Origin of the sequence: Qipengyuania xiapuensis (assembly GCF_019711395.1) — a bacterium.
In the GTDB taxonomy this organism is placed as follows: domain Bacteria; phylum Pseudomonadota; class Alphaproteobacteria; order Sphingomonadales; family Sphingomonadaceae; genus Qipengyuania; species Qipengyuania xiapuensis.
In genome coordinates, this window is sequence record NZ_JAIGNL010000002.1 from 83966 (window position 1) to 98511 (window position 14546).

Annotated in this window: 16 protein-coding genes; 4 read left to right on the forward strand and 12 right to left on the reverse strand. The window is 63.6% G+C overall.

Annotation, left to right across the window (positions count from 1 at the left end; translation table 11 throughout):
- Position 1 precedes the first annotated feature (1 nt).
- Complete coding sequence (locus tag K3163_RS09675; protein ID WP_221554068.1) at positions 2-1954, reverse strand: prolyl oligopeptidase family serine peptidase; 1953 nt, start codon at positions 1952-1954, stop codon at positions 2-4.
- Positions 1955-2361: 407 nt separating this feature from the next.
- Entirely contained in the window at positions 2362-2973 is a 612-nt protein-coding gene (locus K3163_RS09680) for a 2-hydroxychromene-2-carboxylate isomerase (RefSeq protein WP_221554069.1), read from the reverse strand.
- 119 nt (positions 2974-3092) lie between these two features.
- On the opposite strand from K3163_RS09680, the gene K3163_RS09685 reads away from it, so the two are divergent.
- Positions 3093-3506 carry a DUF6628 family protein gene (locus tag K3163_RS09685; RefSeq protein ID WP_221554070.1) on the forward strand — a complete coding sequence of 138 codons (414 nt, stop codon included), beginning with the start codon at positions 3093-3095 and terminating at the stop codon, positions 3504-3506.
- Here the strand turns inward: K3163_RS09685 and K3163_RS09690 are convergent.
- A complete protein-coding gene (locus tag K3163_RS09690; protein WP_221554071.1) occupies positions 3503-4345 on the reverse strand; it encodes a hypothetical protein in 843 nt (280 codons plus the stop codon). The two genes, K3163_RS09685 and K3163_RS09690, sit on opposite strands and share 4 nt — an antisense overlap.
- A gap of 108 nt (positions 4346-4453) precedes the next feature.
- Here K3163_RS09690 and K3163_RS09695 point away from each other — a divergent pair, with 108 nt between their 5' ends.
- Positions 4454-4777, forward strand: a complete 324-nt coding sequence (locus K3163_RS09695) for an excalibur calcium-binding domain-containing protein (protein WP_221554072.1) — start codon at positions 4454-4456, stop codon at positions 4775-4777.
- On the opposite strand, the gene K3163_RS09700 is transcribed toward K3163_RS09695, so the two are convergent.
- A complete protein-coding gene (locus K3163_RS09700; protein ID WP_221554073.1) occupies positions 4774-5979 on the reverse strand; it encodes a trans-sulfuration enzyme family protein in 1206 nt (401 codons plus the stop codon). The two genes, K3163_RS09695 and K3163_RS09700, sit on opposite strands and share 4 nt — an antisense overlap.
- 40 nt (positions 5980-6019) lie before the next feature.
- Positions 6020-6544 (reverse strand): TetR/AcrR family transcriptional regulator, encoded by a 525-nt coding sequence (locus K3163_RS09705; RefSeq protein ID WP_221554074.1) that lies wholly within the window; start codon positions 6542-6544, stop codon positions 6020-6022.
- An 86-nt stretch (positions 6545-6630) separates the two neighbouring features.
- On the opposite strand from K3163_RS09705, the gene K3163_RS09710 reads away from it, so the two are divergent.
- On the forward strand, positions 6631-7020 hold the full coding sequence (locus K3163_RS09710; RefSeq protein WP_221554075.1) for a hypothetical protein: 390 nt from the start codon (positions 6631-6633) through the stop codon (positions 7018-7020).
- Positions 7021-7062: 42 nt separating this feature from the next.
- Positions 7063-8334: a phospholipid carrier-dependent glycosyltransferase gene (locus K3163_RS09715; RefSeq protein ID WP_221554076.1), complete on the forward strand. Its 1272-nt coding sequence runs from the start codon at positions 7063-7065 to the stop codon at positions 8332-8334.
- Positions 8335-8338: 4 nt separating this feature from the next.
- Here K3163_RS09715 and K3163_RS09720 read toward each other — a convergent pair whose 3' ends face one another.
- The 7 genes from K3163_RS09720 to gorA form a co-directional block, all read right to left on the reverse strand.
- Positions 8339-9430, reverse strand: coding sequence for a glycosyltransferase (locus K3163_RS09720; RefSeq protein WP_221554077.1), 1092 nt, complete (start codon positions 9428-9430; stop codon positions 8339-8341).
- A 31-nt stretch (positions 9431-9461) separates the two neighbouring features.
- Positions 9462-10529, reverse strand: coding sequence for a 3-isopropylmalate dehydrogenase (gene leuB / locus K3163_RS09725; RefSeq protein WP_221554078.1), 1068 nt, complete (start codon positions 10527-10529; stop codon positions 9462-9464).
- A gap of 1 nt (position 10530) precedes the next feature.
- Positions 10531-11127: a DNA repair protein RecO gene (gene recO / locus K3163_RS09730; RefSeq protein WP_221554079.1), complete on the reverse strand. Its 597-nt coding sequence runs from the start codon at positions 11125-11127 to the stop codon at positions 10531-10533.
- Between the two features lie 32 nt (positions 11128-11159).
- The gene (locus K3163_RS09735; protein ID WP_221428094.1) at positions 11160-11405 is read right to left on the reverse strand and encodes an accessory factor UbiK family protein; all 246 of its coding nucleotides are present in this window, start codon (positions 11403-11405) and stop codon (positions 11160-11162) included.
- Between the two features lie 31 nt (positions 11406-11436).
- Entirely contained in the window at positions 11437-11994 is a 558-nt protein-coding gene (locus K3163_RS09740) for a TspO/MBR family protein (protein ID WP_221428093.1), read from the reverse strand.
- 97 nt (positions 11995-12091) lie between these two features.
- Positions 12092-13117 (reverse strand): NAD-dependent epimerase/dehydratase family protein, encoded by a 1026-nt coding sequence (locus K3163_RS09745; RefSeq protein ID WP_221554080.1) that lies wholly within the window; start codon positions 13115-13117, stop codon positions 12092-12094.
- 63 nt (positions 13118-13180) lie between these two features.
- Positions 13181-14533, reverse strand: a complete 1353-nt coding sequence (gene gorA / locus K3163_RS09750) for a glutathione-disulfide reductase (protein WP_221554081.1) — start codon at positions 14531-14533, stop codon at positions 13181-13183.
- Positions 14534-14546 lie beyond the last annotated feature (13 nt).

The window sequence follows — 14546 nt, forward strand, 5'->3', positions numbered from 1 at the left end:
ATCATTCCGCCGGATTATGGGTGTCGAGGAATTTCTCCAGCGCTTCGAACCAGGCTTCACCGCTGGCAACCTCGCTGAAGCCATGTCCTTCATCCTCGATCAATAGCTCGTCGACCGATACGCCCTGTTCCTTCGCCGCCCTCACCATCAGGTGATACTGTTCCACGTTGACGATCCCGTCGTCCGTGCCGTGGGCCAGAAGGAGTGGGCGTTTGAGCCGCTCCACCTGCTCGAAAGGCGAGACGTCGGCGAGGCGAAAATCCCTTTCCTCCTTGCCTTCGTAGCGGTTGCGCCAGCGACTGGTGGTGCGGCGACTGAAGAACTGCCTGTCGTGACGCAGCATGATATCCCAATCCATGACGCCCGCCCAGGATGCGGCACAGCGATAGCGCTCGGGATTGCGGATTGCGCCCCAGACTGCCGCGTAGCCGCCATAACTCGCGCCGACGAGGCAGACGCGCTCAGGGTCGGCGATACCCTGCGAAACCGCCCAGTCCATCGCATCGTCGAGATCGTCCTGCATCGCGCGTCCGATCTCTCCGTAGCCGAGATCGAAGAACGCATCGCCATAACCGCCCGAGCCGCGATAATTGGGCTGGAGCACCGCATAGCCACGGTTGGCCAGCATCTGCACTTCCGAATTGTACGAAAGCGTGTCGCGAATGCCGTAGGGGCCGCCATGCGGGTTGATGATGAGCGGAAGGCCTTCGGCAGGCCGGCCGCGCGGCAATGTCAGGTAGGCGCGGATCGGTGTTCCGTCGCGCGCGGTGTAGGTGATCGCCTTGGGCTGCGCGAGATGTTCGAAGGGCACGCCCGCGCTCATTTCACCGAGAGCCTCGAGAGTGCCCTCGGCTGGCGTATAGACATAGAGCGCACCCGGATCGGCGGCGCCGCCTGCCTGGATGATCATCCGCGTATCGTCCTCCGAGCGCGAGACGATGCGGACCGTGTCTTCCTCGAGCGCTGCTTCGAGGCCCTTCTGGATCGCACCGAGCTTCTCGTCGAGCCAGACCACTTGCGAGCTGTCATCTGTGTAGGTGACTGCGACCGGCTTGCCATCGCGCGAGAATACCGCCCCGTCCACATCGTATTGCGGATGCTCGTAGACAGTGTCCACGACCTCGGACCGCGCGAGGTCGTAGCGCCTCAACCCGACCTTGCCCGCTTCGTTCTCCTCGAAGACGTAGCCGATATCGCTATCGGGCTCGACGCGGAGGATGTCGAAGTAGCGGTAGGTCTCGTTTTCCTTCTCCAGATCGTCGAGGTGGATCTTGTCGACCATCTCGATGTCCTCTTCGCCGGGCCCGCGGTAGTAGACGCGCAGCTTCTTGCGATACCAGCCGGTCCCGATCCGGACGTTGCCGTCCTTGTCGGCGTACCAGTTCCATATTCCCTGGCGCGAGCCCTGCACCTGATCGCGCTTGCCGTCGCGGGTCAGGTCGAAACGATAAACCGAAGGATAGTGACGCGGATTGGCCTGGAGCGAGACCAGCACCGATGAACCGTCTTCTGCGACCCAGATGACATTGTCGCCGTCGCGGATCGGTTCCTTGCGCCCAATCGAGTAGAGCTCGCCCGTGTCGAGCTCGACCACGAAAAGCCGGGTCCAGTAGCGGTTGTATTCATCATAGGCGGACGCGCTCACCAGCAGCCGCTGGTTTCCGGCCCATCGCACCCAGTTGAGACGATTGCCCTCGCCCATCGCGAATGTGCCGACCGGAGCGCCATTCGCCGCATTGTAGAGCATGACATAGTCCATGCCGTTCACATTCGAACGGCTGGCGAGCTGATTGCCGTCAGGCGACAGCTTTGCGCCGCTCAACTGACTGCGCGCGGCGAAAGCCTTGGCCGGAATTTCCGGCGGACGCGCCTCTGCACTGCTGGCGGACTGATCCTGTGCTGCGAGCGGCGAAGCGCACGCAAGCGAAACGGCAACAACTGTAAGAAAACGCAATGAAACCCCCTGCGACCAAGCGGGCCAACCCTAAGCAAATGGCGAGGCATGACAAGTAGTGGCAGTGAAGTATTGTCGAATTTCTCAACAGCCATCATCGCCCCCAATCATCGGTAACTTTCATTAACCGCAGTTCTCAGTAGGCGGTTAGGGGCATTCGCTTATTCCATGGAAAGGGAAGACCGACTCCAGCCATTGGGACAGGACGGAATCGGGAAAAATCTGGATGGCCCGCCGGTCACCGAAGAGCCGGTCGAGGAGGGAAAAATGTTGTTTCACTTCATCCGCAACCTCAGCCGCGACTGCGGCGGATTCGGCATCATCGAACTTTCGCTGATCGCCCCGCAGGTGATGATCCTGACGTATTACGCATTCGGCCTCTGAGCCCCTTGCCCGAAATCACCTGATCACGGCTTGCCGCCGGAGAGATACTCTTCGAGCTGGCCGAGCCTTTCCTTGCCGAACCACATTTCATCGCCGACGAAGAAGGTCGGTATCCCGAAAGCTCCCCGCTCCACAGCCTGCTCGGTATTCGCAGCAAGCCTGGCTTTTACCTCCGGATCCTGCGTCGCCGTCAACAGGCGCTCCGCATCGAAGCCGCCACTCGCCAGCACTTCGGCCACCACTTCGACATCGCTGCAATCGATGTTGCGCTCCCACACGGCGGGCTGCAGCAGGTCGACCAGCGACTGCATTTCGGCCTGGTCGCTCGCGGCAACCAGCACGCGCTGCAGCAGGATCGTGTTGAACGGAAGGTCCGGGTGCATGGAGAACCTGTCCAGCCCGTGACGGTCGAGGAAGCGACGGAACTCGAGCGCCGCGTAGGGCACCTTCCCCTTCACATTCGCATCGCGCATCATCGGCGGCGAATTGCCCGTGATCTTGTGCATGCCGCCAAGGAACACCGGCGTGACGACAAGCTCGGCGCTGGTGCGCGAGACAACGTCCTTCAGCGGATACCAGGCGAGATATCCGTTGGGCGCACCCAGATCGAGAATGAATTCGACGGTCCTGGTCACTGCTTTCTCCCTCGCCTCCTCATCACAGACCGGTCCGGAAAACACAAAGGGGAAAAGCGCAAACTCTTCTCTTGCGAATGATTATCATTAGCATATTATCGGCTTGCAAAGGAGATCGCATGTCCAAGTCCAACGATTCCACAGTCCTCGACCTACCCTTGCCAGCCCGGCGCCACGAGACCCTCGGCCTCGTCATGATCCGCAGGCTCGCCGGTCACGGCCTCTCGGATGCGCGCGCGACGATGCTCGCCCTCGATGCGGCCGGACCACGGTTTCGCAAATTGCTGCTGCTCACCCGGACGCTGGTGACCGAACTGGCCCGAAGCTCGCGGCGCAAGATCTACCTCGCGCCCTGCTGCGCGGCCGGTATGACCCGCGACGAAGGCCTCATCATGTCGCTCATCGGTGGTGCCGGCCTCGACGTCAGCGAGGCGCTGACCGACAACACCCAGCCCAACACCGCCATCGCCAGCGCGCACGCACTGGGCGAGGAATTGTCCGAGATCGCACTCGCTAGGGGTTGGAGGCGCTAGGACTGCCCGGGACTATCGGGGGCCTCTGCATCGGCACTTTCGGGCATCTCGCCACCCAATGCAGGGCAACCGAGCTGATCTGCTGCCTCGGTCAGCATGGTGTATTGCGGTTCGTCATCCCACTCGAGGCTTTCCGACTGCAACCGCTCGGCGAAGCCCCCTAAGTATGCGAGCTCCCCGTCGGACAGCTCTTCGTCGGTTCCCATCGAAGTAAACGAGCACGGCAGGCCCTGCTCCTTGAGGAAACCTTCTGCCTCGAAAGCAAAGCCCGCGATTTCCTGCGCACCCAGCACTTCCGCATCGCTCGGTGAAATCGGCCAGAGCAGGATGGATTTCACGGCCCCGCCCCGACGTGTCCTGGTCGAGGCCCAGTCGTCATAGCGAAGCGTTTTCTCGAGCGCTTGCGCACGCGCGACATAGGCCTCGGGCGTGTTCGGCGGAGGCGACATGTCGATGTCATTATAGAACTTGGTCCCGAAGTAAGCCACGACGAGTGCCACACCGAGAGCGATCGGCGCATAGCGAACGACCTTGCGCCAGGTCGGGTTCTTTCCGCTCTCCTCGTCGATCCGCATCAGGAGCTCGTCGCGAACCACGAGGGCAGGACCTTCCCAGTCGGGGTGCTCAGCCACAAGAGTCTCGAGGTCCTGTGTGACCCGCCCTTTGACTTCTTCCGCGTCGTCGCCCGTCGCGAGCGCGTCGTAGACGAAACGATTGCGGATGCTCGTAAAAGCGGCCTGTGCCTGCTGGCTCTGCTTCAGTTCTTCGCCATCGAGATAGCCCGAGTATTGCTCGAGCTCGGCCGCCGCCCCCAGCAGCGCGTCATACGAATAATGCATTGCGTCCCTACCCCCATATTCCAAGTGCAGGAACAACTACCCGAAATAACCAGAGCGACAATGCCTTGGAATACTTCCCCACAGCCTGGGGACTGTTAGAATTCCGACATGAAAAGACCCGGCGCAATTGCAATGCTACTGGCCGGCAGCTTGCCGGGATCGCTTGCGGCGCATCCAGCGGAGGCGGACGCCACGCGTTGCCACATGCACAAGGAAACCGGCGCCCTTCATTGTCCCAAGCGTGACGAGCCGGAGGAGACATCACGCGACTATCGTCCAATGCAATCGGTGTCGGTCTACTATCGCAACTGCAGCGAAGCCCGCGCAGCAGGCGTGACACCTATCCGGCGCGGTGAACCCGGCTATCGCCAGGGACTGGACGGCGACAATGACGGCTGGGCTTGCGAACGCTACATCCGCACCCGCCGCTAAAGCCCCGCAGCGCCCAGAGCTCGGTCGAGATCATCGCGCAGGTCTTCGACATCTTCCAGTCCGACGTTGATCCGAAGCAATCCCTCGGTCACGCCCATCGCTTCGCGGTCCTCTGCCGTCATACCCGCGTGCGTAGTGCTGGCGGGGTGGCACATCAGGCTGCGCGCATCGCCGATGTTGTTCGAGATATCGACCAGTTCGAGCGCATCGAGGATGGCGAACGCACGCTCGCGGCTTTCGACGTCGAAAGCGAAGATCGGGCCCGTCGCGCTCATCTGTTCGAGCGCGAGCGCGTGGCGCGGATGGCTCTCGAGGCCGGGATGCAGCATGCGCGGGACGCGGCCCTCGACGAACTTGCCCAGTTCCACCGCATTCTCGCTCTGCTTGTGTGCGCGCATGCTCAATGTCTCGAGACCCTTCAGGACCACCCAGGCATTGAAGGGAGCGACATTGGGTCCGGTGTTGCGCTGGAAAGGCAGCAGGACCTCGTCGATCCACTCCTGCGAACCGCAGACTGCGCCGGCGAGCACCCTGCCCTGTCCGTCCATCAGCTTGGTCGCCGAATAGGCCACCACGTCAGCGCCGAAATCCATCGGGCGCTGGAGCGCGCTGGTCGCAAAGGCATTGTCGACCACGGTGGTGATGCCGCGCGACTTTGCGAGGCCGCAGACATGCGCGAGATCCACCACGTCGAGCGTGGGATTGGCCGGTGTCTCGAAGAAGAAGACCTTGGTGTTGGGCCGGATCGCTGCTTCCCACGCATCATTGTCTGCGCTGTCGACCACGGAGGTCTCGATACCGAAACGCGGGAGCAGATGGTCGAGCAGCCAGCGGCAAGAGCCGAATGCGGCACGCGCTCCGACGATGTGGTCTCCGGCGGACAGCTGGCAGAGCAGCGCAGTCGTCATCGCGGCCATGCCGCTTGCCTGCGCGCGGCACGCCTCGGCGCCTTCCATCAGGGCGATCCGCTCTTCCAGCATTGCCACCGTGGGGTTCTGGAGGCGCGAATAGGTCATGCCTTCGGCTTCGCCTGCAAACCTGTCGGCGACGGTCTGCGCATTGTCGTAGGTGTAGCCCGAGGTGAGGAAGAGCGCTTCGCTCGTCTCGCCATGCTCGCTGCGCCATGTGCCTCCGCGCACGGCCTGCGTTGCGGGACGCCACTTGGAGGTGATCGAACGGTCGGTGCCGGTGGTCTTCTTCATGGCGCCTGCGATAGCACGCAGATTCGCGGCGGCAAGCAGGTCACCCTTCGAGGGCGGCAAGCCCAGCTTCGGCAATATCCGCGCGTCCCACGGCATCGAGCATCTGCGATCCCTCGATGAAGGTGAGCAGCAGGCGCGCCCCGCCGCGCGGATCGGGATCGTCTTCGGGCATGTGCGCCTCGAGCCAGTCGAGCAACAGTCCCATGGTGGACGCCGCACTCTTGCGGAAAGTCTCGTCCCCCGATGCAGCCGCCGCGACGACGTCCCACCACAGCCGCATGAAGGGCTTGAGTTCGTCTGCCGCGGTAACCTGCAATATCTGCCTGACCGTCTCGCACCGGTTGCGCGCACGCTTGGCGGGCAAGGCCGCTTCCAGGCCCGTCTCGTAGAGCTTGGCGAGGTAATCGAGCAGCGCGTCGATCGCGCCCTGCCGGTTGCCGAAGTGATAGATGAGCATGCGATCGCTCGTCCCCGCAGCCTTGGCCAGCGGGCGCAGACTGACGCCGGCAATGCCGTGTTCCAGCACGTGCGCGGCCATTGCCGGCAACAGGGTTTCGCGGGTCATTCGCGGCTTCGGCATGGCCCACTTGTAGCGAGTGCTACAAAAGGCTACAAGTGTAGCACCTGCTACACCCGACTCGGGAGCCCCTAATGTCGCCCTTCGTGATCCTTTTCCTCGCCGGTCTCGCCGCGGCCCTTGCCGCCATGATCTACATCGTCGTCTCGCAAGAGAAGGTGGGCAGCGCCGCGCTTGCAGCCGCGCTTTCGGGCGGCTTCGGTGCGTTCACCGCGATCACCATCCTGTACGAAGGTGTCCTTCCAGTGTGGCTCAACCATACGCAGAACCTGTGGGGCGTGCAGGTCTGGTGGGACCTGCTCATTTCCCTGACCATCGCGCTATTCTTCGTGCTTCCGCGAGCCCGCGCGGCAGGCATGTCCATCTTCCCCTGGCTCCTGTTCGTGGTCTCCACGGCCAGCATCGGCCTGCTCGCCATGGTTGCCCGCCTCTTCTGGCTGGAAAAGCGCGCAGAAGCCGCCTGACCCGCTTGCCGGGCGCGCGGAGGCCTCCTAAGCCCGCCTGCGATGAGCCGCGCGCCCGAGCAACCGCAAGACCCGATCCTCTGGAGCGCTGCGCTGGCGCTTGGCTTCTGGCTGCTGGTAGCTTGGAACCTCGGCATTCCATCGCAGCCCTATTTCGACGAAATCCACTACCTGCCCGCCGCGCGAGACCTGATCGCGCTCGACACTTTCTCGAACCGCGAGCACCCGCTGTTCGGCAAGGAGATGATCGCGCTAGGCATGATGCTGCTGGGCGACAACCCGTGGGGCTGGCGGATCATGCCCTCGCTCGCCGGGGCGCTGGCGCTGTTCGCCGTCCAGCGAACGGTCTGGTTCGGTACGCTGGACCGCTATGCAAGCCTCGTGAGCGGGTTGCTCGTGGCCACGGGCTTCCACCTCTTCATCCACTCGCGCATCGCCATGCTCGATGTCTTTGCCATCGCAGGCATCCTCGTCGCATTCTGGCAATGCGCCGCCGCCATGCGCGAACCCGAGACCGGCCGCTGGCGACTGGCCTTGGCGGGCGTCGCTCTGGGTCTGGCCATGGCAAGCAAGTGGAGCACGCTGATCATTGCGGCGGTCCCGGGACTCGCGTTCCTCGTCCTCCGCTGGTTCGCCGGTCGTCGTCGCCTGCTCCTGAGCCGCCGCGGCATGCCCGTGCCCGGCATGACGCTGGTGGAGGCATTCCTCTGGCTCGGCATCGTACCGTTGCTCGTCTACGCTGCGACATTCTGGCCGGCCTACCACTTCACTTACCAGCCGATCACCGAGGGGCTGATCGCGCACCATCGCTTCATGCTCGAACTGCAGACGCAGGTGCTGAAGCCCCATCCCTACCAGTCGAACTGGCCCGAATGGGTCCTGAACTGGCGCGCGATCTGGTATCTCTACGAGCCTATCGACGGGGCGCAGCGCGGCGTCATGCTGATCGGCAACCCGCTGACGATGCTCATCGGTATTCCCGCACTGATGTGGTGCGCGTGGCAGGGAATCTCGGCGAAGAGGCCGATGCATGGAGCAGTCGCCCTGCTCTACGCGATCAGCCTCGGTTTCTGGATCTTCGCAGCCAAGCCAATCCAGTTCTACTACCACTACTTCCTGCCGAGCACGGCCCTGCTGGTGGCCCTCGCCCTCGCGCTTTCGGACTTGCGGAATGCGGGGCGTGGCAAGATCGCTGGCGCGGTGCTGATCGCCAACCTGCTGGTCTTTTTGTTCTTCTACGAAATCATCGCTGCAGAGCCATTGGCGCGGCCGGACAGCTTCGCCGTATGGACCTGGCTCGAAAGCTGGCGCTAGCGGCCTAGTAGCGGCCCCAGACGAAGCGGCTCGAGAGGGCATAGTTCCAGACCGAGCCGATCCCGATCCCGACCATTGCCGCAAGCACTTCGTGCAACCCCCGCGAAAACAGTGCGCTCGCTACAGCAACATTGGCGAATGCGCCCACTGAACAGGCGGCGACGAAGCTCGCCCAGCCGGCAAGGACCTTGCCGAGCGTCTTCAGGCGGCGGTCGCGATAGGTAAGGAAATTGTTGAGCCAGAAGTTGAAGGTCATCGCCCCGAAGGTCGCGATACCCTGCGCCCAGGTGAAACCCGCGCCGAAGGCAAGCAGACACAGGTAGAGGATGGCGAGGTGCACCAGCACGCCCAGCGCACCGACCGTGCCGAAGAGCGCGAAACGGGTCGGGATGATCCGCCCGAAGCTCTTGTCGTAGAGCCCGGCAAGGAAATCGAGCGCGATCGCGCGGTCGAGTTTGCTCTCGCCTGCCCGCCGCGCGGCAAAGTTCATCGGAAAGTCCTTCACCTTCAGCGGGCGGTCGGAGGTCGCCAGCAGGTCGAGCAGGATCTTGAAGCCAATGCCCGAGAGGCGCGGCACGAGCGCGCGTGCTGTGTCGGATGACAGCAGGAAATAGCCGCTCATCGGATCGGACAGCTCGACGCCGGTCAGCCGCCGCGCGAGACTATTGGCCACCGACGACAGCTTCTCGCGGTCGGGCCTGCCCCACTCCTCCATGCTCGCCCCCTCGGCGAAACGGCTGGCGACAGCGACTTCCGCCTCGCCCGACCGGACAGCCTCGAGCATCGTCTTCAGCAGCTTGGGATCGTGCTGGTGGTCAGCATCCATCACCGCCACATAGGGTGCGGCAGTGGCGCAGAAGCCCTCGATAGCGGCGCTCGACAGGCCCCTCCGGCCGATACGCTGGAGCACGCGAACACGGGTATCGCCTCGGGCCAGCCTGCGCGCCTCGTCGGCCGTGCCGTCGGCGGAATTGTCATCCACCACGAGCACTTCCCACCCGTTCGGGCCCAGTGCATCCTCGATACGATCGACCAGCGGCGCGAGATTGTCGCGCTCGTTGAGCGTGGGGAGGATAATCGCAAGGTCGAGCGTCATGCCGCCCGCCTGACGCGAATTGCCTACAAATTCAAGACAGGGCGGAAAGCGCGCGCAGCACCGCGTCGCCGATTTCGCTGGTCGTGGCGCTTCCGCCGAGGTCCGCACCGCGCACGTCGCTGGCGACGACCTTGGCAACCGCACGCTCGATCCGGCCCGCCTCGGTCTCGCGGCCAAGCGAATGGCGCAGGAGCATCGCAAGGCTGAGGATGGCGGCGATGGGGTTCGCCTTGCCCTGCCCGGCAATGTCGGGCGCGCTGCCGTGGATAGGTTCGTAGAGGCCGAAAGTGCCGAATTCTGTCTGTCGCTCGCCGAGACTGGCGCTTGCAAGCAGGCCGATCGATCCGACGCATGCGCTCGCCTGGTCGGACAGGATGTCTCCGAAGAGATTGCCGGTCAGGATCACGTCGAACTGACCCGGGCTCCGCACCATCTGCATGGCGGCATTGTCGACATACATGTGCTCGAGTTCGACATCGGGATATTCGGCCGCGACCTCGATCACGGTTTCGCGCCAGATGCGGCTGGTCTCGAGGACGTTGGCCTTGTCGACGCTGGTGAGGCGGCGGCGACGTTTCTGCGCGGCGCGGAAACCCGTGTGGGCGATGCGGCGCACCTCGGCCTCGTTATAAGACATGGCGTCCCACCCCTCGCGGCCGCCAGCGCTGGACCGCTCGCCCTTGTCGCCGAAATAGACGTCGCCATTGAGTTCGCGCACGACCAGCAGGTCGATACCACGCGCCACTTCCGGACGCAGCGAGGACATGTCCTCTAGGCCGGGATAGCCCGCTGCGGGGCGCAAATTGGCAAACAGGCCGAGTTCGCTGCGCAGGCCGAGAATCGCCTGTTCGGGACGATGCTCTCGCGGCAGGTCGTCGCATTCGGGATCGCCGACCGCGCCGAAGAGCACCGCATCTGCGCCTCGCGCCATCTCGAGCGTCTCGGCAGGAAGCGGATGGCCATGCCGCTTGTAAGCGATGCCGCCGACGTCGCCTTCGAAAAGCACTAGCCCGGGCAGGGAGAGCGCATCGAGTACGCGCAGCGCCTCGGCGGTCACTTCGGGGCCGATGCCGTCACCGGGCAATATCGCGATTTTCATATCAGGCCATCCGTTCGAGCCGCTGCATCAGGAGTGCCCTTGCGGCTAGAACGTCGGCCCGCGTGTCGGCAAGCAAGTAACGCGCGATTTGCGGCTCCGAAGCGCGCAGAATTTCCAGAGCCTGCTCAAGGCCCGCTATCTCGGGCTTCTGTCCGCCATAGCCGAGCTCGCGCAGAAGCAGCACTTCATAGGCCGCCAGCGCCGGTGCCCAGCCCCGCGCGGAGGGCGCTTTGCAGACGGCATCCAGCAGCGCAGAAAGCGCGCTGTAGAGGCTGGGATAGGGATTGCGTTCGGGCAAGGCGCTGGCGGTCAGCGCGCAGGTCCAGTTGATCGCGGCTGCGGGAAGCGGTTCGGCCAGCCAGGGGCCGCGGCTTTGCGCCAGTTCGAGCCGGGCGAAGGGAAGCTGGCTGTCGGACTTGGCGCGGATTTCCGCCTCGACGAGGTTGCCGGGAATGACGACAGGGCGCAGCTGCCGCCCACGCCCGCCAGCGACATAGGCCGCAACGACACCGCTTTCCTCTGTAAGAAGACGCGCGATCACAGCCGTCTCGCCGTGAGGGCGGGCAGCGATCAGGATTGCCGGTGCGCGAAGATGCATGTTGTTCCCCTACCGCGCGGCAGGGGCGTGCGTCACTTGGTCTTGGCTTCGAGCGCAGCCACACGCTCTGCGAGGTCTTCCGCCTGCTCGCGTGCCTTGGCCGCCATCTGCTTCACTGCGTCGAATTCCTCGCGCGTCACGAAGTCCATGCCGCCGAACGCTTCCTTGGCCCGTTCACGCGCAGTCTCGCGCGCCTCGCGGGTCATGCCCGCAAGTGTACCGGCCGCCGAATTGGCGAGTTTGACGAAGTCGGCGATCATCGGGTTCTGGCTCTGCATGGAGGCTATCTAGGCGCGCGCGACGGCCAGTTCAATTGCCGATGCGCACGCGTTCGACCGCTTCGCCCGAGGAGCCGCCATCGGCATCGGGGTTCAGACGGAGAAACTCGTAATTGAGCAGCGTCGCGAAGCACACCCACGCGAGGTAGGGCAGCAGGAGGACGGCCGCGAGGCGCCGCACGCGCCAGTAAAGGACGATCACCACCAGCAACGACAGCACAATCGCCACCAGCACGCCGAGCGCGAGGGTGAGCTGCTGCATTCCGAAGAAGATAGGCGTCCATGCAAGGTTGAGCAGGAAATGCAGTGCGAAGACCGTCAGTGCAGCGCCGCGTCCGCGTGCTCCCCATGCCGATGCGACCATTGCAGTCGCGAGGCCGATCATGACGTAGAGGATCGTCCAGACGATGCCGAACCACTTCGGTTCGGGATAGATCGCAGGCTTGTCGAGGGCCTGGAACCACGCGCTGCCGGGGCCGGGCCCGACCATGCCGGATAAGAAACCGAGCAGGACGCACAGCGGCACCAGGAAGAGTGCCCAGCGAAGGAAACTTGCGCGCAATTGGCCGCGCGATGCCAGCGTGTTCATGACTGCGGTCCCCGTCGTCGATTCGTTGCCAAGCGTTCTGGCGAGCCTGAGAGCAGCTGGCAATGCGCCGCCGCTCCCCGTCCACTTTCGGGACCGGTCAGACCTTGACCACTGCGTGCTCGATCAGGCTCTTCGCGCAGTCGACGATGCTTTCTTCTTCCTGCCGCGTCTCCCAACCGAGACGCTGCTTGGCATGGCTTGCATCGACGTTGCGAGTCTTGCCGACTTCGCTCTTGATCGAGCGGACACCCGGATTGAACAGGCTGAGCACCGAGACCATCCAGTTAGGCATGATCTTCTTGGGCACCTTGCGGGTATGCTCTGCAGGCAGGCGTTCGCGCAGCACATCGGCGATCTCGATGATCTTCATGAACCTGCCCGCGGCAAGGAAGCGTTCGTTCGCGAGGTTGGGCTCCTCGAGGCAGCGAACGTGGAGGTCGGCGACATCGCGCGTGTCGACGATCGCAAAGCCGAGGTCGGGCGCCATCGGCATCGAGCCGTCGAGCACCTGTTTCACGGCCTCGACAGAGGGCGAGAAGTCCGGATCCTCTACCGGGCCGAGCACCATCGAGGGATTGACCGAGACGAATTCCATGTCCCCGCCATGCTCCTTCACCCAGTCACGCGCGGCGCGCTCGGCAATCGTTTTCGATTTGACGTAAGGATAGACATCGGGGTGGCTGACATCGGTCCAGTCGCTCTCGTCGACCGTATAGACCTTTTCCGCCCGACCGTAGGCGACTGCGGCCATGGAACTGGTCTGCACGAAACGCTTCACGCCGGCATCCTTCGCAAAGCGCAGCGCGCGCAGCGTGCCTTCGCGCGCCGGCACGATCATCTCGTTCTCGTCCTTGGGCGTCGATGCGGCGATCGGCGAGGCAACATGCGCGACGTGGGTGCAGCCAGCCACGGCTTCGGCCCAACCCGCATCGTCCATGAGCTCTGCCTCGAAGACCTTGAATGTGTCTTCGGGCGGATTGCCGAGACGATTGCGCAGCAGGCCCTCGCTCTTCGCCTTGCTGCGCACGGTCGCGTGGACCGTCCAGCCCCTTGCAAGCAGCTGCCTGATCAGTTCGCCGGCGATATAGCCAGTGCCGCCGGTTACGAGCACGGTTCCAGTCATCGCAGTTCTCCCTTTCGGGCAATGCTATGACGGAAGGTTGCTCGCTGCAACCGACTGGCGCGATCAGCGCATCAAGACGAGCTCTTCGGCCATCGTCGGATGGATCGCGGTGGTCGCATCGAAATCGGCCTTGGTGAGGCCAGCCTTCACGGCAATCGCGGCGGCCTGCATCATCTCCGGCGCCTCGGGGGCGATCATGTGGATGCCGACGATTTTTCCGCTGTCTCCGTCGCAGACCATCTTGATCAGGCTGCGCTCGTTGCGGCCTGCCAGCACGTTCTTCATCGGGCGGAAGTCGGACAGGTAGACCTTCACGCTGCCGAGCTTGTTCTTGGCCTCGCCCTCGGTCATGCCGACAGCGGCTATGGGCGGGTGGCTGAAAACTGCGCTCGGGATGCAGGAGTGATCCACGGCTACCGGATCGCAGCCGCCGAAGACCATGTCGGCAAAGGCCTGGCCTTCGCGGATTGCGACGGGGGTCAGCTGCACGCGGTCGGTCACATCGCCGACGGCATAAATGTGGTCGACATTAGTCTTGCTGAAGCGATCGACCTTGATCTCGCCGCCATCGCCCAGCTCGACGCCCGCCTTGTCCAGCCCCAGCCCCTCGGTGTTGGGAACGCGGCCGACTGCGAACATGACGAGGTCAGCCTTTTCCTCGTCCTGGTCGCTGAGCTTTACGAAATAGCCGCCTTCGTCACATGGCTTGATGTATTCGAAGGTCGTGTTGAAGCGGAACTTGATGCCCTTCATCGTGCTGATCTGGAGCAGCCGGTCGCGCACCGCCTCGTCATAGCTGCGCAGCAGGCGGTCGCCGCGATTGACGACGTGAACATCGCAGCCGAACTCGTTGAATACGCCGGCGAATTCGTTGGCAATATAGCCACCGCCCGCGATGATGATCTTCTTTGGCAGTTCGTCGAGGTGGAATGCCTCGTTCGAGCTGATCGCATGTTCGGCGCCCTCGCATTCGGGCATGCGCGGACGCGCGCCGGTTGCGATCAGGATGTACTTGGCCGTAACCTTGCGGCCGCTTGCGAGAGTGATCTCATGCGGGCCGGTGATCTCGGCACGCTCCTTGAAGATCTCGACCTCGTGGTTCTGCAGCGTGTCGGTGTAGGCGCCTTCCAGCCGGTCTACATCGGCCAGCACATTATCGCGCAGCACCTTCCAGTCGAATTTCTTCTCGCCGATTTCCCAGCCGAAGCGCTGGCAATCCTCGAGATCCTCGGCGAAATGTGCGCCGTAGACGAGCATCTTCTTGGGCACGCAGCCGCGGATCACGCAGGTGCCGCCGACGCGGTGTTCCTCTGCAATCGCGACCTTCGCGCCGTGGGCCGCAGAGACACGGCTGGCACGCACGCCGCCAGAACCGGCGCCGATGGTGAAGAGGTCGTAATCGTATTGGTCGGCCATTCGGCGCTCCTGT

Bases quoted from the DNA above. Each gene is read 5' to 3' on its own strand.
- K3163_RS09685 (WP_221554070.1), top strand. From the start codon at position 3,093: ATGTCCAAGTCCAACGATTCCACAGTCCTCGACCTACCCTTGCCAGCC.
- K3163_RS09690 (WP_221554071.1), bottom strand. From the start codon at position 4,345: ATGCATTATTCGTATGACGCGCTGCTGGGGGCGGCGGCCGAGCTCGAG.
- K3163_RS09695 (WP_221554072.1), top strand. From the start codon at position 4,454: ATGAAAAGACCCGGCGCAATTGCAATGCTACTGGCCGGCAGCTTGCCG.
- K3163_RS09700 (WP_221554073.1), bottom strand. From the start codon at position 5,979: ATGAAGAAGACCACCGGCACCGACCGTTCGATCACCTCCAAGTGGCGT.
- K3163_RS09705 (WP_221554074.1), bottom strand. From the start codon at position 6,544: ATGACCCGCGAAACCCTGTTGCCGGCAATGGCCGCGCACGTGCTGGAA.
- K3163_RS09710 (WP_221554075.1), top strand. From the start codon at position 6,631: ATGTCGCCCTTCGTGATCCTTTTCCTCGCCGGTCTCGCCGCGGCCCTT.
- K3163_RS09715 (WP_221554076.1), top strand. From the start codon at position 7,063: ATGAGCCGCGCGCCCGAGCAACCGCAAGACCCGATCCTCTGGAGCGCT.
- K3163_RS09720 (WP_221554077.1), bottom strand. From the start codon at position 9,430: ATGACGCTCGACCTTGCGATTATCCTCCCCACGCTCAACGAGCGCGAC.
- leuB (WP_221554078.1), bottom strand. From the start codon at position 10,529: ATGAAAATCGCGATATTGCCCGGTGACGGCATCGGCCCCGAAGTGACC.
- recO (WP_221554079.1), bottom strand. From the start codon at position 11,127: ATGCATCTTCGCGCACCGGCAATCCTGATCGCTGCCCGCCCTCACGGC.
- K3163_RS09735 (WP_221428094.1), bottom strand. From the start codon at position 11,405: ATGCAGAGCCAGAACCCGATGATCGCCGACTTCGTCAAACTCGCCAAT.
- K3163_RS09740 (WP_221428093.1), bottom strand. From the start codon at position 11,994: ATGAACACGCTGGCATCGCGCGGCCAATTGCGCGCAAGTTTCCTTCGC.
- K3163_RS09745 (WP_221554080.1), bottom strand. From the start codon at position 13,117: ATGACTGGAACCGTGCTCGTAACCGGCGGCACTGGCTATATCGCCGGC.
- gorA (WP_221554081.1), bottom strand. From the start codon at position 14,533: ATGGCCGACCAATACGATTACGACCTCTTCACCATCGGCGCCGGTTCT.